At 63.1% G+C, this 21064-nt stretch carries 22 protein-coding genes and 1 pseudogene; 18 read left to right on the top strand and 5 right to left on the bottom strand.

The window, feature by feature from the left end:
• Positions 1-7: 7 nt before the first annotated feature.
• Complete coding sequence (locus GGR17_RS11430; protein WP_054539699.1) at positions 8-1243, bottom strand: multidrug effflux MFS transporter; 1236 nt, start codon at positions 1241-1243, stop codon at positions 8-10.
• A gap of 184 nt (positions 1244-1427) precedes the next feature.
• Between GGR17_RS11430 and GGR17_RS11425 the strand changes: the two genes are divergently transcribed.
• The 7 genes from GGR17_RS11425 to GGR17_RS11395 all read left to right on the top strand — a co-directional run bounded on the left by GGR17_RS11425 (position 1428) and on the right by GGR17_RS11395 (position 8505).
• The gene (locus GGR17_RS11425) at positions 1428-2960 is read left to right on the top strand and encodes an acyl-CoA carboxylase subunit beta (RefSeq protein WP_054539698.1); all 1533 of its coding nucleotides are present in this window, start codon (positions 1428-1430) and stop codon (positions 2958-2960) included.
• Positions 2961-2982: 22 nt separating this feature from the next.
• Positions 2983-3339, top strand: coding sequence for a hypothetical protein (locus GGR17_RS11420; RefSeq protein WP_054539697.1), 357 nt, complete (start codon positions 2983-2985; stop codon positions 3337-3339).
• Positions 3332-3739, top strand: a complete 408-nt coding sequence (locus tag GGR17_RS11415) for a RidA family protein (RefSeq protein WP_054539696.1) — start codon at positions 3332-3334, stop codon at positions 3737-3739. Before GGR17_RS11420 ends, GGR17_RS11415 begins: the two co-directional genes overlap by 8 nt.
• Before the next feature lie 543 nt (positions 3740-4282).
• Positions 4283-4642 carry a hypothetical protein gene (locus GGR17_RS11410; RefSeq protein ID WP_054539695.1) on the top strand — a complete coding sequence of 120 codons (360 nt, stop codon included), beginning with the start codon at positions 4283-4285 and terminating at the stop codon, positions 4640-4642.
• A 328-nt stretch (positions 4643-4970) separates the two neighbouring features.
• Positions 4971-5171 carry a hypothetical protein gene (locus GGR17_RS11405; protein ID WP_037207192.1) on the top strand — a complete coding sequence of 67 codons (201 nt, stop codon included), beginning with the start codon at positions 4971-4973 and terminating at the stop codon, positions 5169-5171.
• A 318-nt stretch (positions 5172-5489) separates the two neighbouring features.
• Complete coding sequence (locus tag GGR17_RS11400; protein WP_054539694.1) at positions 5490-7490, top strand: acetyl-CoA carboxylase biotin carboxylase subunit; 2001 nt, start codon at positions 5490-5492, stop codon at positions 7488-7490.
• A gap of 7 nt (positions 7491-7497) precedes the next feature.
• A complete protein-coding gene (locus GGR17_RS11395) occupies positions 7498-8505 on the top strand; it encodes a hypothetical protein (protein ID WP_054539693.1) in 1008 nt (335 codons plus the stop codon).
• A 24-nt stretch (positions 8506-8529) separates the two neighbouring features.
• Here the strand turns inward: GGR17_RS11395 and GGR17_RS11390 are convergent, their stop codons facing one another.
• Positions 8530-8997, bottom strand: coding sequence for a DUF4174 domain-containing protein (locus tag GGR17_RS11390; RefSeq protein ID WP_054539692.1), 468 nt, complete (start codon positions 8995-8997; stop codon positions 8530-8532).
• A gap of 102 nt (positions 8998-9099) precedes the next feature.
• On the opposite strand from GGR17_RS11390, the gene scpA reads away from it, so the two are divergent.
• Positions 9100-11232 (top strand): methylmalonyl-CoA mutase, encoded by a 2133-nt coding sequence (gene scpA, locus GGR17_RS11385; protein WP_037207185.1) that lies wholly within the window; start codon positions 9100-9102, stop codon positions 11230-11232.
• 80 nt (positions 11233-11312) lie between these two features.
• Here scpA and trpA read toward each other — a convergent pair whose 3' ends face one another.
• The gene (gene trpA / locus GGR17_RS11380) at positions 11313-12104 is read right to left on the bottom strand and encodes a tryptophan synthase subunit alpha (RefSeq protein WP_054539691.1); all 792 of its coding nucleotides are present in this window, start codon (positions 12102-12104) and stop codon (positions 11313-11315) included.
• A 121-nt stretch (positions 12105-12225) separates the two neighbouring features.
• Here trpA and ychF point away from each other — a divergent pair, with 121 nt between their 5' ends.
• Positions 12226-13323: a redox-regulated ATPase YchF gene (gene ychF / locus GGR17_RS11375; protein ID WP_054539690.1), complete on the top strand. Its 1098-nt coding sequence runs from the start codon at positions 12226-12228 to the stop codon at positions 13321-13323.
• Positions 13324-13572: 249 nt separating this feature from the next.
• Here the strand turns inward: ychF and GGR17_RS20370 are convergent.
• Positions 13573-13793 (bottom strand): annotated as a pseudogene (locus GGR17_RS20370) (integrase core domain-containing protein); the annotation flags it as partial.
• A gap of 175 nt (positions 13794-13968) precedes the next feature.
• On the opposite strand from GGR17_RS20370, the gene GGR17_RS11370 reads away from it, so the two are divergent.
• The 4 genes from GGR17_RS11370 (at position 13969) to GGR17_RS11355 (ending at position 17935) form a co-directional block, all read left to right on the top strand.
• Complete coding sequence (locus tag GGR17_RS11370) at positions 13969-14715, top strand: hypothetical protein (RefSeq protein ID WP_054539689.1); 747 nt, start codon at positions 13969-13971, stop codon at positions 14713-14715.
• Positions 14716-14717: 2 nt separating this feature from the next.
• On the top strand, positions 14718-16859 hold the full coding sequence (locus GGR17_RS11365; protein ID WP_054539688.1) for an AAA family ATPase: 2142 nt from the start codon (positions 14718-14720) through the stop codon (positions 16857-16859).
• 97 nt (positions 16860-16956) lie between these two features.
• A complete protein-coding gene (locus GGR17_RS11360) occupies positions 16957-17232 on the top strand; it encodes a hypothetical protein (RefSeq protein ID WP_054539687.1) in 276 nt (91 codons plus the stop codon).
• Between the two features lie 61 nt (positions 17233-17293).
• Positions 17294-17935, top strand: a complete 642-nt coding sequence (locus tag GGR17_RS11355) for a TetR/AcrR family transcriptional regulator (protein WP_054539686.1) — start codon at positions 17294-17296, stop codon at positions 17933-17935.
• A 154-nt stretch (positions 17936-18089) separates the two neighbouring features.
• On the opposite strand, the gene GGR17_RS20675 is transcribed toward GGR17_RS11355, so the two are convergent.
• Positions 18090-18212, bottom strand: coding sequence for a hypothetical protein (locus tag GGR17_RS20675; RefSeq protein WP_456237034.1), 123 nt, complete (start codon positions 18210-18212; stop codon positions 18090-18092).
• Between GGR17_RS20675 and GGR17_RS20365 the strand changes: the two genes are divergently transcribed.
• The 5 genes from GGR17_RS20365 to GGR17_RS11330 all read left to right on the top strand — a co-directional run bounded on the left by GGR17_RS20365 (position 18192) and on the right by GGR17_RS11330 (position 20832).
• Positions 18192-18407: a hypothetical protein gene (locus GGR17_RS20365; RefSeq protein ID WP_054539685.1), complete on the top strand. Its 216-nt coding sequence runs from the start codon at positions 18192-18194 to the stop codon at positions 18405-18407. The two genes, GGR17_RS20675 and GGR17_RS20365, sit on opposite strands and share 21 nt — an antisense overlap.
• A 393-nt stretch (positions 18408-18800) precedes the next feature.
• The gene (locus tag GGR17_RS11345; protein ID WP_054539684.1) at positions 18801-18989 is read left to right on the top strand and encodes a hypothetical protein; all 189 of its coding nucleotides are present in this window, start codon (positions 18801-18803) and stop codon (positions 18987-18989) included.
• 35 nt (positions 18990-19024) lie between these two features.
• Complete coding sequence (locus tag GGR17_RS11340) at positions 19025-19786, top strand: glutaredoxin family protein (RefSeq protein ID WP_054539683.1); 762 nt, start codon at positions 19025-19027, stop codon at positions 19784-19786.
• Between the two features lie 66 nt (positions 19787-19852).
• On the top strand, positions 19853-20269 hold the full coding sequence (locus GGR17_RS11335) for an ion channel (protein WP_054539682.1): 417 nt from the start codon (positions 19853-19855) through the stop codon (positions 20267-20269).
• 158 nt (positions 20270-20427) lie between these two features.
• A complete protein-coding gene (locus tag GGR17_RS11330) occupies positions 20428-20832 on the top strand; it encodes a hypothetical protein (RefSeq protein WP_157445595.1) in 405 nt (134 codons plus the stop codon).
• Positions 20833-21064: the final 232 nt, after the last annotated feature.

The following is a 21064-nucleotide window of genomic DNA, read 5'->3' as shown; positions in this document are numbered from 1 at the left end:
GCAAGCGTCAGTCGGGCAGGGGGATATCCAGCTCGCCCGCGATCCGCGTGACATGCAGTACATAAAGCATCGCCAGAACGGCAGCGACGGAGCTGCACAGCATGATGATCAGCAAGGTGAACACGCCCGTGCCGGGAACGAGCAGCGCGCCGGCAAGCGCCGACAGCGCGGCGCCGCCTCCGATCATGATGGTGCCGCCCAGCCCGCTGGCGGTGCCGGACAGCGCCGGCCGCACCGACATCATGCCCGAGGTGGCGTTCGAGATGACCATGCCGTTGCCGACGCCCACGGAAGTCATCAGGCCGAAGAATGCCAGCGGATGCGTGGCGCCCAGAAGGAATGCGAGTATTGACAGGATCAGCCCGACGGTCGGAAGCATCGTGCCGATCATGATCATCCGGTTGATGCCCAGGCGCGTCGCATATCGCCCGGTCAGGAAATTGCCGGCCATATAGCCGAGCGCCAGCAGGCCGAAATACATCCCCAGCGTCGCCGGCGAAAGCCCGAACACCGCGCTGCCCACATAGGGGGCGCCTCCGAGATAGGCGAAAAAGGCGCCGGAGGCGAAGGCGGTTGTCAGCGCATAGCCCCAGAACCGGCGCGAGCGGAGCAGCTCGGGGTATTCACGGAACTGTGCCAGGAGGCTGTTTTCGCTGGGCCGCGCGGTTTCGCCCAGATCCGCCCACAACAGCAGGAAAAGCGCGATGCCGGCCACCAGCAGCGCCTCGAAATTCGCCTTCCAGCCAAACAACTGATCCAGAACCCCGCCAAGCGCCGGGGCCAGCATCGGCACAACGGCCATGCCCATGGTCACATAGCCGATCATCGACGCCGATTCCTCGGCCGGAACCATATCGCGGACAACCGCGCGGCTGAGCACGATCCCGGCCACGATTGCGGCCTGCAACATCCGAAAGCCAAGGAAAACATGCGCGCTCGGCGCCAGCAGGCAGCCAAGCGTGGCCACAAGGAAGATGACGACCGAGCCCAGGATGACGGGCCGGCGGCCATATTTGTCGGAGATCGGGCCGATCAGCAGTTGCAGCCCGGCGCTGACGCCAAGATAGAGTGCCACGGAAAGCTGCATCAGCCGGTATTCCGTGTCGAAATAGGCCGTCATCTTGGGGAGTGACGGCAGGAAGATATTCATCGACATCGCAGACAATCCCGCAAGCAGGACAAGCGTCACGAGATGTGGTGGGGTGCTGCGATCGAGAAAGCGCGCGCGGAGTCTGGGGTTCATGACTTGTGACTTAGGCCGATGCCTGGCACCTGTCCACAATTGCGCGCGCGATGTCTGAATATTTTCGAATTTGCAATTTGCAGATATGTGGTTGTCAACTGTTTGCAAATATACTGAAATTCGCTTTGTCTTGCGTGGTGCGCGCTATAGGGTGCGCCGAAACCGCCATGGGGGAGCCAAGATCATGAAAGACATCCTGCAGGAACTTGACGACCGTCGTGCCTCTGCGCGGCTCGGGGGCGGGCAGCGCCGCATCGACAGCCAGCACGCCAAGGGCAAGCTGACGGCGCGCGAGCGGATCGATCTTCTGCTGGACGAAGGCTCTTTCGAAGAGTTTGACATGTTCGTCGCCCACCGCTGCACCGATTTCGGCATGGAGCAGGAGCGGCCTTATGGCGACGGTGTGGTCACCGGCTGGGGCACGATCAACGGCCGCATGGTCTATGTCTTTTCGCAGGATTTCACGGTGTTCGGCGGCTCGCTTTCGGAAACCCATGCGCAGAAGATCTGCAAGATCATGGATATGGCGGTGCAGAACGGCGCCCCCGTCATCGGGTTGAACGATTCGGGCGGCGCGCGGATTCAGGAAGGCGTGGCCAGCCTCGCGGGTTATGCCGATGTGTTTCAGCGCAACATCATGGCCTCTGGCGTGGTGCCGCAGATCAGCGTGATCATGGGGCCCTGCGCGGGCGGCGCGGTCTATTCCCCGGCGATGACCGATTTCATCTTCATGGTCAAAGACAGTTCCTATATGTTCGTCACCGGCCCCGACGTTGTGAAAACCGTCACCAACGAGCAGGTGACGGCGGAAGAACTCGGCGGCGCCTCGACCCATACCAAGAAATCCTCGGTCGCCGATGGCGCGTTCGAGAATGACGTGGAGGCGATGGCAGAGGTGCGGCGGCTTGTCGATTTCCTGCCGCTGAACAACCGCGAAAAACCCCCGGTGCGCCCGTTCTTCGATAATCCGGCGCGGGTGGAAGACAGTCTCGATACGCTGATCCCCGATAACCCGAACCAGCCCTATGACATGAAGGAACTGATCCTGAAGGTGGGCGACGAAGGCGATTTCTATGAAATCCAGGAAGATTTCGCCAAGAACATCATCACTGGCTTCATTCGGATGGAAGGCCAGACCGTGGGCGTGGTTGCCAACCAGCCGATGGTGCTGGCCGGCTGTCTCGACATCGACAGCTCGCGCAAGGCCGCGCGCTTCGTGCGGTTCTGCGACGCTTTCGAAATTCCGATCCTGACATTCGTCGACGTTCCGGGCTTTCTGCCGGGCACCAGTCAGGAATATGGCGGCGTCATCAAGCACGGCGCCAAGCTGCTGTTCGCCTACGGCGAGGCGACGGTGCCGAAAGTGACCGTGATCACCCGCAAGGCCTATGGCGGCGCCTATGACGTTATGGCCTCGAAACACCTGCGCGGTGATTTCAACTATGCCTGGCCCACGGCGCAGATCGCGGTGATGGGCGCCAAGGGCGCGACCGAGATCCTGTACCGCTCCGAACTGGGGGATCCCGAGAAGATCGCGCAGCGCACGGCCGATTACGAGGATCGCTTCGCCAATCCGTTCGTCGCCGCCGAAAAGGGCTTTATCGACGAGGTGATCCAGCCCCGCTCGACGCGCCGGCGGGTGGCCCGCGCCTTCGCCTCGCTGCGCGGCAAAAAGCTGGAAAACCCCTGGAAGAAGCACGACAATATTCCGCTGTAAGCGGGATGTTGGGGGCTATCCGATGCAAGACCGCTGGCATATCATCCGTGAAGACGGCGCGCTGACCCTGGCGCGCCATCTGCCGCCGCGTTTCGACGTGATGGCCCAAACGGCGATGCCCTTGGCCCGCAAGGGGCGGTTGGCGCAACAGATACGGCAGGACCTCTGGCGCGCGCTGCGGCGCTTGCGCGGGTTCACGCCGGTGGTGCGGGTCGAGGAGGACGGAGCGCACCTGTTGGTCCGGGCAGGCGGAGAGATCCGCGCCCGGACCTTCCCCAGGGCCCAGACGCAGGCGACGATCGAAGCCGTGCTGAATTGTCCGGCGAATCGCGCGCGCTGGCTGGCCAATGCAAGGCGGGAGGCGGCCGCCGATGCCTGATTTCCACCTCTTCGCCAAGGGTCCGCGCCCTGTCGCGCCGTTCTCCCATGCGGTCGAGGCCGATGGCTGGGTCATCCTGACCGGCCAGATGCCGACCGACCCCGCCGCCCCCGACGCACCGCTGCCCGATGGCGTCGCGGCGCAGACGCGGCGGGTGATGGACAATCTGGGGCTGATCCTGGCCGAGCTGGGGCTCGATATGTCGCATGTCGTGCAATGCCGCTGTTTCCTGATGGAGTTCGAGCGCGACTACGCCGCCTTCAATGAGGTCTATCAGGGCTATTTCGCCCCCGATCGCCGCCCGGCGCGAACCACTGTCGGGGTGACCGCGCTGGCCGTTGGCGCACTGGTCGAGATTGATTGCATCGCCCGCCGTCCTGACGTCGGGGAAGGAATGTGAAATTGCTAAGACCCTCGCGGATATTTCGCTCAACCGACCGGAAAAATGAGGCTTTCGCGTCACAGCGTGCGGGTGAGGCCACCGTTTTTGATGCAACCGCAAAACAATCGGCTATACTTGAAATTGGCCGCTGTCACGCGGCCGTGATCAATGGTACGGGCGAGAGGGGGCGAGAGCTCCGCATATCAGCCTCAAAGAGAAATTGGAGTGAGACATGTCGAAGAGCGTCAAGACCCTCGTGGCAGTGTGCCTTGTGGCTTTCACCGCGGCCTGCGCTGCGGAAGAGGAAGTTGTTTACGTTGAGCCCGAGCCCATCGCGGCAGAGCCCGTATACAGCAAATACTGACATTCTGGCGGGGCGGCCTTCGGGCCCGGCCCCATACAGCATGACAGATTTTGATGCGCGCCCCGGAGATACCGGGGCGGGCATCTTTTGTTTTCAGGCGGGTGCGGCATGATCGTCCGGCGCGCGCATGATACCGCCAGCGCCCCTTGTTTCGCTGGCCTCCCGCCGGCCCACGGCGACAGAATCAGGGGCCGGGCATGCTGAAGCACAAGGGATTTCCCGGCCGTCTTCCCGGCACTGATTTCCAGTTCACGATTCGCCGTGAGAACAAGAAGGGCATAACGCCGATCGTCGCGCGCGAACGTTTTGCCGATCGCCGCCCAGCCGATCGCCGCGCCGACGCCGGTTTCCTTGCAGCCCTGTGGGAGCATTTCGGCGACGCGCCGTTCGAGCGGGGCAATCTCGATGCCGGTCGGCTTTCGTGGTTGTTCGGGCGCGAGGTGGTCGCGGCCGAAGATCCCTTTGATCCGGCGAGCTATGAGGCGCTGCTGCGTATCGACGCGGCCCGCGCCCGCGCATCCTTTCCCGATGTCTTCGAAGGGGGGGATTCGGCGTGAAACCGCGCGTTGTCACAAAACTTAGGCAAAAAATGGCCCAAGCCGCAGGGCTTCCGAAAGTGGCCTTTCCCGGCCATGATTTCTGCGTCAGGCTCATCGGTGGGACGAGACCGCGCAAGCATCGCGCTGCCCCGGCCCAAGTTTACCGTTACCCTTCCACTTCCCTACGGTCTGGCCCCTCGTGGGTCAGACCACCCCTTTTCGGCGCCCCCCGCCTTGCCCGGCAAGAGCCCGCCGATCGCCGATCCGCAAACCGGTTCGCAGTTGAAACTGTTCCGGTCCGGGGCCATCTTTCCCTTGCCAAAATACATATGAAGGGCAGAGCAGCATGCGTACTCTCAAACTCCTCGTCGCACCGGCAATCGTTCTGGTGCTTGCCGGATGTCTGGAAAATGACACCGAGCGTGCCGTTGCGGGTGCCGCGACCGGCGCCGCGGTTGGCGTCGCGACCGACGGTAATGTCGCCGCGACGACTGCGATCGGCGCTGCCGCCGGCGCGCTGTGCGACGACGTGGGCGTCTGCGACTGACGCCAACGGCCTCGCCGCCGGTATAGGGCCGCGCGCCGCCGTCTTGGCTGACGGCGGGCGCTGTGTGCCGACCTTTTCCGGGGCCGCGCGGGCCTGCCCGGCCCGCTTTTCCGAAAACCACCTGCCCGGTATCCGAGGCGGCGCATCTTCATGCGGCCGCCCGTTCCGCGTTGCGCCCTGCGATCCCCGACACCCCGAGATCCGGGCGCAAGCGCCCGCCATTGCCCCGCCCGAAAAGGCCGAACCGCAACCATGCCGTCGGAACCGACGCCATCTGCCGAACGCCGTCACGGCGAAGCGAGAGAAAAGGACTGTTTAATGTTCAAGAAAATCCTGATTGCAAACCGTGGGGAAATCGCCTGCCGCGTCATCAAGACCGCGCGGAAGATGGGGATCAAGACCGTCGCAATCTATTCGGATGCCGACAAGAACGCGCTGCACGTCGAGATGGCCGATGAGGCGGTGCATATCGGCCCGCCGCCGGCCAACCAATCCTATATCGTGATCGACAAGGTGATGGACGCGATCCGCCAGACCGGGGCCGAAGCGGTGCATCCCGGCTATGGCTTTCTGTCGGAAAACAAGCTGTTCGCCGAGGCGCTGGCCAAGGAAGGCGTGGCCTTCATCGGCCCGCCCGCCGGCGCGATCGAGGCGATGGGCGACAAGATCACCTCCAAGAAGCTCGCGCAGGAGGCCGGCGTTTCCACGGTGCCCGGCTTCATGGGGCTGATCGACGACGCCGAACATGCGGTGACGATCTCCAATGAAGTCGGCTATCCGGTGATGATCAAGGCCTCCGCCGGCGGCGGCGGCAAGGGCATGCGCATCGCCTGGAACGACGAGGAGGCGCGCGAAGGCTTTCAGAGCTCGAAGAACGAGGCGGCCAACAGCTTTGGCGACGACCGGATTTTCATCGAGAAATTCGTGACCCAGCCGCGCCACATCGAAATTCAGGTGCTGTGCGACAGCCACGGCAACGGCATCTATCTGGGCGAGCGCGAATGTTCGATCCAGCGCCGCAACCAGAAGGTCATCGAAGAGGCGCCCAGCCCATTCCTCGATGAAGCGACCCGCCGCGCGATGGGCGAGCAGGCCGTGGCCCTGGCCCAGGCGGTGGATTACACCAGTGCGGGCACGGTGGAATTCATCGTCGATGGCGAGCGCAATTTCTACTTCCTCGAAATGAACACGCGTCTGCAGGTGGAGCACCCGGTGACCGAGCTGATCACCGGTGTCGATCTCGTGGAGCAGATGATCCGGGTGGCGTATAGCGAAAAGCTGAGCCTGGCCCAGAAGGATGTGGTGCTGAACGGCTGGGCGATGGAATGCCGCCTTTATGCCGAAGACCCCTATCGCAACTTCCTGCCCTCGATCGGGCGGCTGTCGCGCTATCGCCCCCCGGTCGAAGAGGTGCGCCCCGGCGCGGTTGTGCGCAACGATACCGGTGTCTATGAGGGCGGCGAGATCAGCATGTACTACGACCCGATGATCGCCAAGCTGTGCACCTGGGCGCCGACCCGCAGCGAGGCGATCGAGGAAATGCGCATCGCGCTCGACACGTTCGAGGTGGAAGGGATCGGCCACAACCTGCCGTTCCTCAGCGCGGTGATGGACCATCCGAAATTCGAGGAAGGGAACATCACCACCGCCTTCATCGCCGAGGAATATCCCGACGGGTTCGAAGGCGTGGAACTGCATGCCGAAGATCTGCGCCGCGTGGCGGCGGCGGCGGCGGCGATGTACCGCGTGGCCGAGATCCGGCGCACGCGCATTTCCGGCACCATGGACAACCATGAGCGCAAGGTGGGCCGCGACTGGACCGTGGTCGCCCAGGGCCAGAGGTTCGTGGTGACGATCGACGCCGACCCGCAGGGCGCCACCGTGACCTTCAGCGACGGCGACAGCCACCGCGTGACGTCGGACTGGACGCCGGGCCAAAGCCTGGCCCGGCTCGACATCGACGGTGCGCCGCTCGTGCTGAAGGTGGGCAAGGCGACAAGCGGCTTCCGCATCCGCACCCGCGGCGCCGACCTCAAGGTCAATGTCTACAGCCCGCGTCAGGCGGAACTGGCGGCGCTGATGCCCGAGAAACTGCCGCCCGACACTTCCAAGCTGCTGCTTTGCCCGATGCCGGGCCTGATCGTGAAGATCGACGTGGAAGTGGGGCAGGAGGTGCAGGAAGGCCAGGCGCTGTGTACTGTCGAGGCGATGAAGATGGAAAACATCCTGCGGGCCGAGAAGAAGGCCATCGTGTCGAAGATCAATGCGGCCCCGGGCGACAGCCTGGCGGTGGACGAAGTGATCATGGAGTTCGAGTGAGGCGCAGATGACCGGCCCCCGCCAAAAGCTGGATATCGTGACCGTGGTGTTTCGCGGCGAGCTGCCCCTGCTGGTATTGCAGGCGCGCTCGCTCGCCCGGTTTTTCGATGCCGATGCGATTGGCGGGATCCATGTCATCGTCAATGACCGGGCCGAGGCCGATTGCGTCCGCGCGGTCGAGGCGCTGCGCGGCGAATATGGCGCGCTGGCGCCGCTGCTGCGGGTTGTTCGCCCGGCCGAATTGCGCGATCCCAAGCGGCGCGAAAGCGCCGGGCAACGTGTGGAACGGTGGGTCGTGAACAATGTTCGCGGGCGCATCCGCAACTTGCTGCCGCAGCGCGAACGCCTCGCCAGCGGCTGGCGCGGCAACAGTGGCTGGGCGATGCAGCAGGCGTTCAAGCTGATGTCGGCGCGGGTGCTCAGCGCGCCCAATGTGCTGATCCTTGACGCCAAGAACCATTTCATCGGCCAGGCGGGCGCGGCGAATTTCATCGACGATATGGGGCGCCCGCGCAGCCGCGCCGTGGCACAGGTGCCGATGCAGGGGCGTTGGATCGAAGCGTCTTTCGGGTGCCTCGGCTATCCGTCGCCCCCGAGCGACCGCCCGGTGCCGCCTTCGGTGACGCCGGTTGTGCTGGGGCGGCGGCGGCTTTTGGGCGCCGTCGCGGCGATGGAGCAAAAGATAGGGCCGCTGGATCTGTTCTTTGCCCACAAGCGCGGCGAGACCACGGAATTCATGCTTCTTTTCGCCGAAATCGACAAGGGGCAGGGCCTGTGGGCGCAGGAGTTCGGCGATGGCCTGCCCGTGTCTCTGACGGCGTTTTCAAGCAGCGACGATGCCTATCTCGGCGAACTTCTGCAGGCCGCGCGCGACGGGCGCTCGCCTCTGATGGGGGTTCACCGGCGCCGGATCACCAGCACGGCGGAGGATCTGAGATCGGCGCTGTTCGGGTTCTGGCAGGATCGCGGGTTGATCCGCGATGCGGCCGAAGCGAGGGCGTTGTTCAATGTCTGACCGCGCACGCCCTTGCCCGATCGGCTATTGCTGTTCGCGCCGGTCCCGGATTTCCTGCTGGCGCAGCGGCATCTTGTCGATCGCGCGGGACAGTTCGCGCACATCCCAGGGAAAGGGTTTGCGCAGGCTGACCGTGCCGTCCTTGGCGACAAGCGCCAGCATGAACCCGCGCGGCCGCAGCTTTTGCCGGGGCTGGGATCTGGCGGCGGGATCGGTATCGACGATGACCACCACGTCGCGCTGTACCAGCTCGCCCGGCCGCTCCGCGAGAAGGGCCATCTGCTGTTGGAAGCGCGGGTCGGCGGAAGTGTCGGCAAAGACGATCACAGCCCGCGCCAGCCACTGGAAATCGGCCAGATCAACCTCGCGCGCGTCCAGCACCACGGCCGCATCCGCTTGCCAGCGTGCCAGCGGTGATAGGGTCGGGGCCTCGGTCGCGGTGGCCGCAAGGGGCATCAACCCGGCAAACGCGCAAAGCAGAAGAATTTTCATAACGTCTCCAATCCCGCTTCATATAGGCGGTGAACGGGGAAATGCGAAGGCTGATCCCGTCCGAACGGGACACAGTGTCGCCGCAAGGAAAGGGATGATCCGATGACGGAGAAAACAAAAGCCTGGGCCAAGATGGCCGAGAAGGAATTGCGGGGCCGCCCGCTTGACGATCTGACATGGCAGACGCCGGAAGGGATCGCCGTCAAGCCGCTTTATACCGAAGAGGATACCGAAGGGCTGCCGCATATGGGATCGGTCCCCGGCGCGGCACCGTTTACCCGCGGCCCCAAAGCCACGATGTATGCCGGTCGCCCCTGGACGATCCGGCAATATGCGGGTTTTTCCACCGCAGAGGCTTCGAACGCCTTCTACCGCAAGGCACTGGCCGCCGGGCAGCAGGGCGTGTCGGTGGCCTTCGATCTGGCCACCCACCGCGGCTATGACAGCGACCACCCGCGCGTGGTCGGCGACGTGGGCAAGGCCGGTGTGGCGATCGACAGCGTCGAGGACATGAAGATCCTGTTCGACGGCATCCCGCTGGACAAGGTCAGCGTGTCGATGACGATGAACGGCGCGGTGATCCCGATTCTGGCGAATTTCATCGTGGTTGGCGAAGAACAGGGCCATGACCGCGCCGTGCTGTCGGGCACCATTCAGAATGACATTCTGAAAGAGTTCATGGTGCGCAACACCTATATCTACCCGCCCGAACCCTCGATGCGGATCATTTCGGACATCATCGAATATACCTCGACCGATATGCCGAAGTTCAACTCGATCTCGATTTCCGGCTACCACATGCAGGAGGCCGGCGCGAACCTCGTGCAGGAGCTGGCCTTCACCCTGGCCGACGGCAAGGAATACGTGAAGGCGGCGCTGGAGCGCGGGCTGGATGTCGATGCCTTTGCCGGGCGCCTCAGCTTCTTTTTCGCCATCGGCACCAACTTCTTCATGGAAATCGCCAAGCTGCGCGCCGCGCGGTTCCTGTGGCACCGGATCATGAGCGAGTTCGAGCCGAAGAACCCCAAATCGCTGATGCTGCGCACCCACTGCCAGACTTCGGGCGTGTCGCTGCAGGAACAGGATCCTTACAACAACGTGGTGCGCACGGCCTATGAGGCGATGAGCGCGGTTCTGGGCGGCACCCAGTCGCTGCACACCAACGCGTTTGACGAGGCCATCGCGCTGCCCACCGAATTCTCGGCCCGCATCGCGCGCAACACCCAGCTGATCCTGCAGAACGAGACCAAGGTGACCAAGGTCGTCGATCCGCTGGCTGGCTCCTACTACGTCGAGAAGCTGACCAACGATCTGGCCGAAGAAGCCTGGAAGCTGATCCAGGAAGTCGACGAGATGGGCGGCATGACCAAGGCCGTGGCCACAGGCATGCCCAAGCTGCGCATCGAAGAGGCCGCCGCGCGCTATCAGGCCGCTGTTGACCGAGGCGACGAGGTGATCGTCGGCGTCAACAAGTTCCGGCTCGAAAAGGAAGATCCGATCGACATTCTGGATGTCGACAACGTGGCGGTGCGTGAAAGTCAGGTCGCACGGCTGGCCCAGACCCGCGCCAACCGCGATGCCGCCGCTTGCGATGCCGCGCTCGCGGCGCTGGAAGAGGCCGCCAAAAGCGGCGAGGGCAATCTTTTGCGGCTGGCGGTCGAGGCTGCCCGCGCACGCGCAACCGTCGGGGAGATCAGCATGGCGATGGAAAAGGCATTCGGGCGGCACCGGGCCGAGGTCAAGACGCTGGCCGGCGTTTACGGCGCGGCCTATGCGGGCGACGAAGGTTTCGCCGCGATCCAGAAATCAGTCGAGGATTTCGCCGAGGCCGAAGGCCGCCGCCCGCGCATGCTGGTGGTCAAGATGGGCCAGGATGGCCACGACCGCGGCGCCAAGGTGATCGCCACCGCCTTTGCCGATATCGGCTTCGACGTGGATGTGGGCCCGCTGTTCCAGACACCCGAAGAGGCGGCGCAGGATGCGGTGGACAATGACGTGCACGTGGTGGGCATCAGCTCTCAGGCCGCCGGTCACAAGACGCTGGCGCCCAAGCTGGTCGAGGCGCTGAAGGCGGCGGGCGCCGAGGATATCATCGTGGTCTGCGGCGGCGTGATCCCGCAGCAGGATTATCAATTCCTCTATGACGCGGGCGTCAAGGCGATCTTCGGGCCGGGCACCAATATTCCCGATGCCGCGCAGGGCGTGCTGAAGCTGATCCGCGAAGCGCGGGGCTGACTGCCCCACTCATGCGGAAAGAACAAAACCCGCGCCTGGTGCGCGGGTTTTTCATTGCGTGATGCGGCGTTCCCGGTGGCTCAGGCCCGGTGCGCCCCATCCGCCAGGCTTTTGACATAGGCCAGAATCTCGTCCAGCGGGCGTTGCTCTTCGATCAGTTTGACGATCGCAGACCCGACCACCGCGCCATCCGCAATGCCCGCGATCTGTTCGGCGGCCTCCGGCGTGCGGATGCCGAAGCCCACCACGACCGGCAGATCGGTCTGCGCCTTGATCCGGGCCACTTCCGGTGCCACGTCGATGGCCTGCGGCGCAGCCGCGCCGGTGATCCCGGTGATCGAGACGTAGTAGAGAAAGCCGCTGGTGTTCTGCAGCACCTTGGGCAGGCGCTTGTCATCGGTGGTGGGGGTGGCCAGGCGGATGAAATTCAGCCCGGCCTTCGCTGCCGGAATGCACAGTTCCGCGTCTTCTTCGGGCGGCAGGTCCACCACGATCAGCCCGTCGATCCCCGCCGCTTTCGCATCTTCAAGAAACTTCGGCACGCCGCGATTGTAGATCGGGTTGTAATATCCCATCATCACGATCGGCGTTTCATCATTGCCCTTGCGGAATTCGCGCGCCATCGCCAGCGTCTTTTCCAGTGTCTGCCCACCGTCCAACGCCCGCTGGCCGGCAAGCTGAATGGTCGGGCCGTCTGCCATCGGATCGGTAAAGGGCATGCCCATCTCGATGATGTCCACACCCGCGCCCGGCAGGCCCTTGATGATCTCCAGCGAGGTATCGTAATCTGGATCGCCCGCCATCACATAGGCGACGAACGCCTTCTTCCCTTCGGCCTTCAGGGCGGCGAATTTGCGGTCGATGCGGGTCATGGTGTCCTCATTGTCTGATCCATGGCGGTTTGCGGTATAAGGGGCGGAAAATCAATGCCCGGCTTGACCTCTGCACCCCGGCGCCCCTACATGCGCGCGATTGCACGCCAAGGAGAGGGCCATGGGCTTCAAGACCGGGATCGTAGGGCTGCCCAATGTGGGCAAGTCGACGCTGTTCAACGCGCTGACGAAAACGGCTGCGGCGCAGGCCGCCAATTTCCCCTTCTGCACGATCGAGCCCAATGTGGGGGAGGTGGCGGTGCCCGATGCGCGGCTCGACAGGCTGGCCGAGATCGCGGCATCAAAGCAGATCATCCCCACGCGGATGACCTTTGTCGATATTGCCGGTCTGGTGAAAGGCGCCAGCAAGGGCGAGGGGCTGGGCAACCAGTTTCTGGCCAATATCCGCGAATGCGATGCCATCGCCCATGTGCTGCGCTGTTTCGAAGACGGCGACGTGACCCATGTCGAAGGCCGGGTGGACCCGGTGGAAGATGCCCAGACCATCGAGACCGAGCTGATGCTGGCTGATATGGAATCGATCGAGAAGCGGCTGCAAAACATCGTGCGCAAGATCCGCGGCGGCGACAAGGACGCGGTGCAGCAGGAACGCCTGCTGAAAGCCGCGCTGGCCGCGCTGGAAGACGGCAAACCCGCCCGCACCGTCGAGGTGGCCGAGGATGACCGCAAGGCGTGGGACATGCTGCAACTGCTGACCTCCAAACCCATCCTCTATGTCTGTAATGTGGCCGAGGATGAAGCCGCCGCCGGCAACGCCCATTCGCAGCGGGTAGAGGAAATGGCGGCCGCGCAGGGGGCCGCTTCGGTTGTCATCTCGGCCCGGATCGAAGAGGAGATCAGCCAGCTCGACGCCGAAGAGGCGGCGATGTTCCTCGACGAACTGGGGCTGACCGAGGCGGGCCTCGATCGGCTGATCCGCGCGGGTTATGAACTGCTCGACCTGCAGACCTATTTCACCGTAGGCCCGAAAGAGGCCCGCGCCTGGACCATTGCCAAAGGCACGCGCGCACCGCAGGCGGCGGGGGTGATCCACGGTGATTTCGAACGCGGCTTCATCCGCGCCGAAACCATCGCCTATGACGATTTCGTTGCCTGTGGCGGCGAACAGGGCGCCAAGGACGCGGGCAAGATGCGGGCAGAGGGCAAGGGCTATGTGGTGAAGGACGGCGACGTTCTGCACTTTCTGTTCAGCGGCTGAGGCGGGGCAGATAGCCCTGCAACCCCGCAGCTTGATCAGAGTTCTGCTGTTTGTTGAAGATGAGCAAGGCGTGCCGGTCAATCGCAGGCACCTGATGACATCCCGGTGAAATGCCGGCGGCTGTGGCCTGCGGTTTTCGTTTCTGCTGGGTGCGAATTTGGATCGGATGCCAGAGTTCCGGGGTTTTGCCTCATTTCAAGCGTTGTATGGTCGTGGCTCTGCGCGTACCGAAGAACCACTCTTGTCCGCTCAATCCGGCATGCCCTCCAGGTCATCGTGACCTTCTCCCCCTGAAGCCAGCGTCAACAAGTTAGCTCTGTTCAGGGGTTGGTCTTTCTTTGAGCGGTTAACATATTCCACCGGTGTCCGGCCGGCGAGGCTTGAACGCGGGCGGTGATGGTTGAAGTCATCGCGCCATGCCGCGATCAGAGGTGAGCATGGCACAGGGGCGGAAACAGGTTCTGGTTGAGGTGGGCAACGCCTTCAGTTCATTGTGCTTTTTCTCTGCCGTGGCGCTGCGGCGTCCATTTCGGCATTTGCGTGGACAATCGGACGTCCGTCTGATATTTGAGGGTGAGTTGTCGGGAGTCCGTTCTGCGGGCTCGCCAGCGCCGGCGCTTGAACCTTACCCCTCGGAGGTCCGTCATGGATGAAAAATTAACGCGTCAAATTCAAATACTGGCGGCATGGTGCGGCCCGGCGTTTGTCGTGCTTTATGGCCTGGCCTGGGTGGTCATGGCGCATAACTATCCGCCGCCCGATCCGTCGTTCACGGCGCAGGAACTCGTCGATAATTTCTACCTGAAATATCAGGATCGTATCCTGCTCGGGCAAAGCCTCTCAACCGCTTTCGGCATTCTCTATCTGGTCTGGGCCTGTCAGGTAAGCGTTCAGATGTGGCGGCGCGAGACGGTCCCGATCCTGTCTCTTATTCAGCTGTGCGGCGGCCTTCTGACCGGCTGGGTGCTGATGTTCGTCCCCGCGATGTGGGCCTGGTGCGCCGAAGTGGCCGGGGTTGCCGATCCTGAAACAATCAAGATGGTTCATTTCATTGCCTGGTATTTCTTTGACATGACCTACTGGATCACCACCATCGAGGTGGCCGCCATCTTCATCATGGTCATGACCGACAAGGAAAAACCCGGACTGGTGCCGAAATGGGTGGCGTCGCTTGCGATGTTCTCGGGTCTGTCGTTCCTGCCGCTGACCTTCCTGCCCTACTTCAAGACAGGCATCTTCGCACTGAACGGTTACTGGTCCTTCCATGTCGCCTTTATCAGCTATGGCCTGTTCACCTTCGCCTTCGGTCCGTACATGGTGAAGGACATCAAGCGCGTGCGCATCCCTGCGGTGCCGGGCATAGGCCAGGCCATCAGCCGCAGTCAGGGATGACGATGACTGACGACGCCTTTGCGGCGTTCACGCTTTCCGCCCCTCCCGCCACATCCGGCGGGAGGGGCGATCACGTTGCGCTGAACCCTGACGATATGGCGGCGCGGGGCTGGAGGGACGGCGATTGCGTGATGGTCACGGCGGTGGCGCGGGCGGCTGGCCGCCTTGTGGCGCATAAGGACATCGCGCGGGGACATCTTGCCCTCGCTCCGATGCTTGGCGCGGCGACTGGCGCAGGAACGGGCGCAGTAACTATCGAAGCGGTGCAGCCGACACCTGCCACGCGCATCGTGTTTGGCGTCGTGGACCGCGAACCCCCGGCAAAGGGCGGCGCTTTGGCGCGCTTCTTCGGTGCCGAAGACAGCGCCACACCCCGGCCCATACCTGTTCCCGACATGCAGACGCTCAATGAGCGCGTGCTGATGCGCGGCACCCTGATCGAGCAGGACGGCGCGTGTCTGCGTGTGGTCGAAACCGTGCCCCCCGGGCCGGTCCTGGTTGATCGGGAGACGTCGATTTCCGTCGTCGATCCCCGCAACAGACGGGTGTCCTATCAGGATGTCGGCGGCCTCTCCACCGAGATCGCCCGTATCCGCGAGATGGTCGAACTGCCCTTGCGGCGCCCCGAAATCTTCGCGCAGCTTGGCGTCGAGGCGCCGCGCGGGTTGCTGCTCTATGGCCCCCCGGGCTGCGGCAAGACCCTGATCGCCCGCGCCATCGCCCAACAGACCGATGCCTTCTTCCTGTCGATTAACGGCCCCGAAGTCATCCAGAAACATTATGGCGAGTCCGAGGAGGTCTTGCGAAAAGTCTTTGAAGAGGCACAGAAACACCCGGCCACCATCCTGTTCATCGACGAGATCGATGCCCTTGTCCCGAACCGGGAAACGGTGCTGGGCGAGGTCGAAAAGCGGGTCGTGGGCCAGCTTCTCGCGCTGATGGATGGCGTGACCTCGCGCGGCAAGGTGGTGGTCATGGCCGCGACCAACCTGCCCAATGCCGTTGACCCGGCGCTGCGGCGGCCGGGCCGCTTTGACCGCGAGATTTCGATCAACCCGCCGACCAAGGCGGGACGGCGTGAAATCCTCGACATCCACACGCGGTTCATGCCCCTGTCTGCCGATGTGGATCTGGAGCGGGTGGCCGCCGTGACGCATGGCTTTCTGGGGGCCGATCTGGCCGCGCTTTGCCGGGAGGCGGGCATGGCCAGCGCGCGCGACAGTCAAAGAGGCGATCAGAGCGGCGATACGCGCGCGCCGCTTTTTGTCACGATGGCGCATTTTCAGGACGCGCTGGCAAGTTTTCGCCTGTCCACCATCCGCGAACTCTCGACGGATATCGCGGAGACCCAATGGGACGACATCGGGGGACTGGCGAAGGAAAAGCGCCTGCTGCAACAGGCGATCGACTGGCCGCTGCTCTACGGCGCCCGGTTCCGGCATGCTGGCGCCCATGCGCCCAAGGGCATTCTGCTGACCGGCGGATCGGGCACGGGCAAGACGTTGCTGGCGCAGGCGGTCGGCACGACGACGGAGGTGAATTTCATTGTCGCGCGCGGCCCCGAGCTCCTGTCCAAATGGGTGGGCGAATCCGAACGCGGCATCCGCGACGTGTTCCGCCGCGCCCGTCAGTCGGCGCCCTCGATCCTCTTTTTCGACGAGCTTGACGCGATTGCGCCGACCCGTGGCAAGAGCACCGGCGATGGCCAGATCGGCGATCGTATGGTCGGTCAGTTCCTGCTTGAACTCGACGCGATTGATGGCAGCTCCGGGGTCGTCGTCCTGGCCGCCACCAACCGGCCCGATATCATCGACCAGGCGTTGCTGAGGCCGGGCCGGTTCGATCTTGTCATCGACCTGCCGGAGCCTGACCGGGACGCACGTCTTGCCATTCTCAAGGTGCACTGCCAAAACGCTCCCCTTGACGGGGATGTCGATCTCGCCCGCATCGCCGAGGCGGCCCAGGGCCTCAACGGCGCGGATCTGGCGGCGCTCTGCCAGAGGGCCAAGATGCAGGCGATAGCGGCGTCGATCGAGGCTCAGCACGGCCAGGATTTCGCGCCGTTCCCGATTTCGGCCGCCCATTTCGACACGGCGTTGAAGGCAGTCAGACACAGCAAGCATCCGGGTGAAAACAAAAGATGAGAGACCAGTGCATGGGCGGCGATCCCGTGACTGGCCCCCCGCCCGTGTCAAACCCCGCGTCAAACACGGTTTTCACGACATGAAAGAGGCATATTGAATGGAAGTGTTCGTTACACTCGTCGTCCAGCTCGCCATGGGCATCTTTGGCGGCCAAATGATCAGCGCCAATCGTAAATGGGAAGACATCAGGCAGACGGTCAAAATCACCGCCGGGGGCGCCGGAGGGCTTGTTCTCGGTCAGGTGGTCGGTATGATCGTCGGTAACGAAAACTCGTTTTTCGCGATGCTGGGCGATGCGGGTGGCGGCCTCGCGGGCGGTGCGATCGCTACGGCCATTATCGTGACGATCATCAGGAAATTGCGCGGCCGCTGAAGTGGGAACGGCTCGGTCTCTTCACTCGGCAGGTCGATCTGACGGGAACAGGAGGGGCGTGATGCCGAGGGTGAAAACCACAGGATACTCTGGCTTTGAGGACGCCGCCGCGAGCGCCAAGGGCGAGGCTGCGGCGGAACGCATTCTGGACGCCGCGTTCCGCTCGATCGCGACGCGCGGCTGCGGCGCGGTCACCCTGCGCGGGATCGCCGAGGAAGCCGGCGTCGTGCTCAGCCAGCTCAGCTACTATTACGGCAACAAGGACAGCCTCTTTGCCGCGGTTCTCAAGCGCATGCAGCAGGGCTATATGGAGGGCCTCGACACCCGGCTTCGCGGGCATGATACCATGGCGGAACGGATGGGCGCGCTTGTCGATTACAACGCCTCGGTTCTCAATGACAGCCCCGACACCTACCGGAACTTCCTGGAATTCTTCAACTTCGCGATGAGTTCGCCGGACTTCCAGGCGGAGGTGGCCGGTTTCACCTCGGGCGTCGCGCAGATCATGCAAAGCCGCATCGTGCGCGACGAGACCGACAGCGCGCGCGCGGACAGCTTCTCGGCCACTGCGGTGACCCGCTTCATCCTCTCCGCCTCATTCGGCATCGCCCTGCAACACTTCCTGAGCCCGGAGAACGAGGACGTCCGCAAAGGCTTCGACATTATCAAGGCAACGGCAACAAAGCTGATCAATGAGAAGTAAAATGGACAGAGCAAACGGCAAGGTATCAGCCAGCGCTTCGCGCGCAGGCCGGGTTTCAGTCGCGAAGGCGGTCTGCCGGAGGGGACGGGCCTGAAATCCAACCCTCTCCACCCTAAGTCATTGTTATAAATATCTGTATTAGAACCATCCGCCGCTACCGACAGACCTTTTCGAACACGTTGACTAGCTCACGAAACTTCTGGCGCTGTTCCTCTGGGACAGACGCTAGAATTGCGTCTTCCACGCATCCATCCGAATGATCCTGAAGGATCAACATCTCGACCTGCGAAAGCGCGGAACGGACCGCGAGCGCCTGGTTCAGGATGTTGATTCAGTAGTGGTCCTGCTCAATCATCCGCGCGACGCCGCGCACTTGGCCCCCAAGGCGGGCAAGCCGCTGAAGTGCGTCCTGCTTGCGATCTTTCATCGTTCAAAGCCTCGGTTCGTGCCGGATGAACCACCTCTGACCTGAAAAGTTTCCGGGAACAACGGCGGCGGCCTCCTGTTTAAGAAGCATACTCCAGAGGAGTACCTCGGGCGATCGTGCACAGAATCCGGTTCGTCACAGCGGTCAGCAGGGGAGATCATTCATGCAGAAGCATCCATTGGCCATTGGGATCATCGGCGGCATCATCGGGACGCTCCTCGTGGCTGTCGCGGTCTGGCTCACCATCGCCTACACGGGCGCCTACAACGTGGCGGCATCCGACCAGCACGCGGACGCGGTCCGGTGGACGCTTGACACCACGATGCACCGTTCCGTCAAACGCCGCTCGGCCCCCGCTGCGTCTTCAACCGCAGCCTCGAGACCGATCCGATCCTGTGGGCGTCGGAGGGCGGCCTGGCAGCCACGAAGCTCAACGGCGTGCTCGTGCCCCTCGAGGCGGGCGCTGAGACCGATGGCGGTCTCGAGTTCACTGCACTGGGCGTCACCATGACCGTCCGTCCGCTCGGGGACGAGGCCGACTGGCGTTCGGACGCCGAGCTCGTCTTCGAGCTCGATCAGGGACCGACGGTTGGCTATCGCGGCTTCTATGGATGCCAGGCCGATTGAAATAGGAGAATCGAACTTCTCGAAGGAGGCTCCACATGGCACTGGATCAGAGCGGCAAGACCGCAACGCTCTACCGGATGGTGATGCCCGATCACCTCTGCCCCTACGGGCTCAAGTCAAAGGACCTGCTCGAACGCCACGGATTCACGGTCGAGGATCACCACCTCAAGACCCGCGACGAGACCGAAGCGTTCAAAAGAGAGTACGACGTCGACACGACCCCCCAGATCTTCGTCGGCGACGAGCGCATCGGCGGCTACGACGACCTGCGCGAGCACTTCGGGCAGGAGGTCAAGGACGAAGGCGAGACCAGCTATCAGCCGGTCATCGCGGTCTTTTCGGTCGCCTTCCTCATGGCCCTCGCGGTCAGCTGGTATGCGTTCGGGACCTTGCTCAGCATCCGGGCGTTCGAATGGTTCATCGCGATCAGCATGTGCCTGCTGGCGGTCCAGAAGCTGCAAGACGTCGAGAGCTTCTCGACGATGTTCCTGAACTACGACCTGCTGGCGCGCCGCTGGGTCCGATACGGATACGTCTACCCGTTCGGTGAGGCCCTAGCCGGCATCCTGATGATCGCGGGTGCCCTGATCTGGGTCGCAGCGCCGGTCGCGCTCTTTATCGGCACGGTCGGCGCGGTCTCGGTCTTCAAGGCGGTCTACATCGACAAGCGCGAACTGAAATGCGCCTGCGTTGGCGGATCGAGTAACGTGCCGCTCGGCTTCGTCTCGCTGAGCGAAAACCTGATGATGATCGCCATGGCGATCTGGATGCCGATCCGGATGTATTGGCTGGGATAGCGGCGCGCCTCTCGCGTCTGACCGGTCACGTCCGGCGGCACCTTAAGTTCGTGAAGGAGATGAAGGGTGGCTCTTCTGCTCGGTTTTGTGCTGGTTGGCGCACTTGGGATCGGCCACCACTATGGCCTCCTGGCGGTTCGCGGGATGAAGCCGAACTCGAACGAGAGCCCGCAGGCGGCCATCATGGTCGTGTTCCTCGGTCTGCTGACGCTCCACACGATCGAGATCCTCGCCTTTGCCGTAGTCTACTGGGCACTGCTAGGCTGGGGCGGCTTTGGAGGCCTCGGGGGCAGCTACGACGCGAGCTGGGGCGGGCTGATCTACTTCTCCGGCATCAACTTTGCAACGCTCGGCTACACGCAGATCGAGACCGGGGGGACGATACGGATGATCAACATGATGCAGTCGCTCGGCGGCTTCATGGTGCTGACCTGGTCCGCTACGTTCCTCTACTCGGTATGCGAACGAGCGTGGCGCGAGTAGAAGGTGAGGATCAAGGGACGGTCAGTCCGCCGCTTACACACTCTCCTGTTGGCTGGGGCCGCGTTCCCGGCGAAGTGCTAGCCATTTCACGCGAAAGTCAGCTTCCTTCCGATACAGGATGGATTGACAAATGTTCTTAATTTGCGGACACCCCGTACATGCACCTGCAATTACATATCTTTGCTTGGCTGAAGTCGCTTGTTTGCCTTTGCTTTGCGATTGCTCTGGTGTTTTCCCTGCCCTCTGTGTCCCATGCGGCGTCGGGCATGCATGGCAACCATCACACCGTTGCCGCCAGTCGGGAACATGCGGACAGTGCCGGTTCGCACGGAACGACGCCGTCTGCTTCGCTGCACGAGACATGCGGCTCAATGTCAACGGCAGATGATGGAGACCAGTTCTCCACTCAGTGTTGTGGCGGAATATGTGTTTCGGGCGTCCTCATCGAGACGGGCGTCGGTTTTTCTGACCATGTGACCAGCAGCAGATACGCGGCGCGTCTCGTGCAGACGACCTCGATCAAACCCGCCGGTTTTCTGCGACCTCCCCGGTTCCTGATCTGACCCAAGACCCTTAGCGGGTCTTTGCCTTGCGCACGGTTGTGCGTGAGTTCGAAGTCAATCAGTCAGGTTCCATTCATGAAAATACTTCTACCTATCGGGGCTTCGGCCTTCTTGCTTGGCGCGTGCGCCTACGAGCCTACGCCGTTGCCCGCTGTGGCGGGGCAACTGGCGATCAGCGACCCGACCATTTCATCACCAGTGTCCTACCAAGATCCATTCGCTGGTTACACCT

This window comes from Actibacterium naphthalenivorans (genome assembly GCF_014196965.1).
Taxonomy (GTDB): domain Bacteria; phylum Pseudomonadota; class Alphaproteobacteria; order Rhodobacterales; family Rhodobacteraceae; genus Actibacterium_A; species Actibacterium_A naphthalenivorans.
This window is presented reverse-complemented; position numbering and strand designations above follow the sequence as displayed.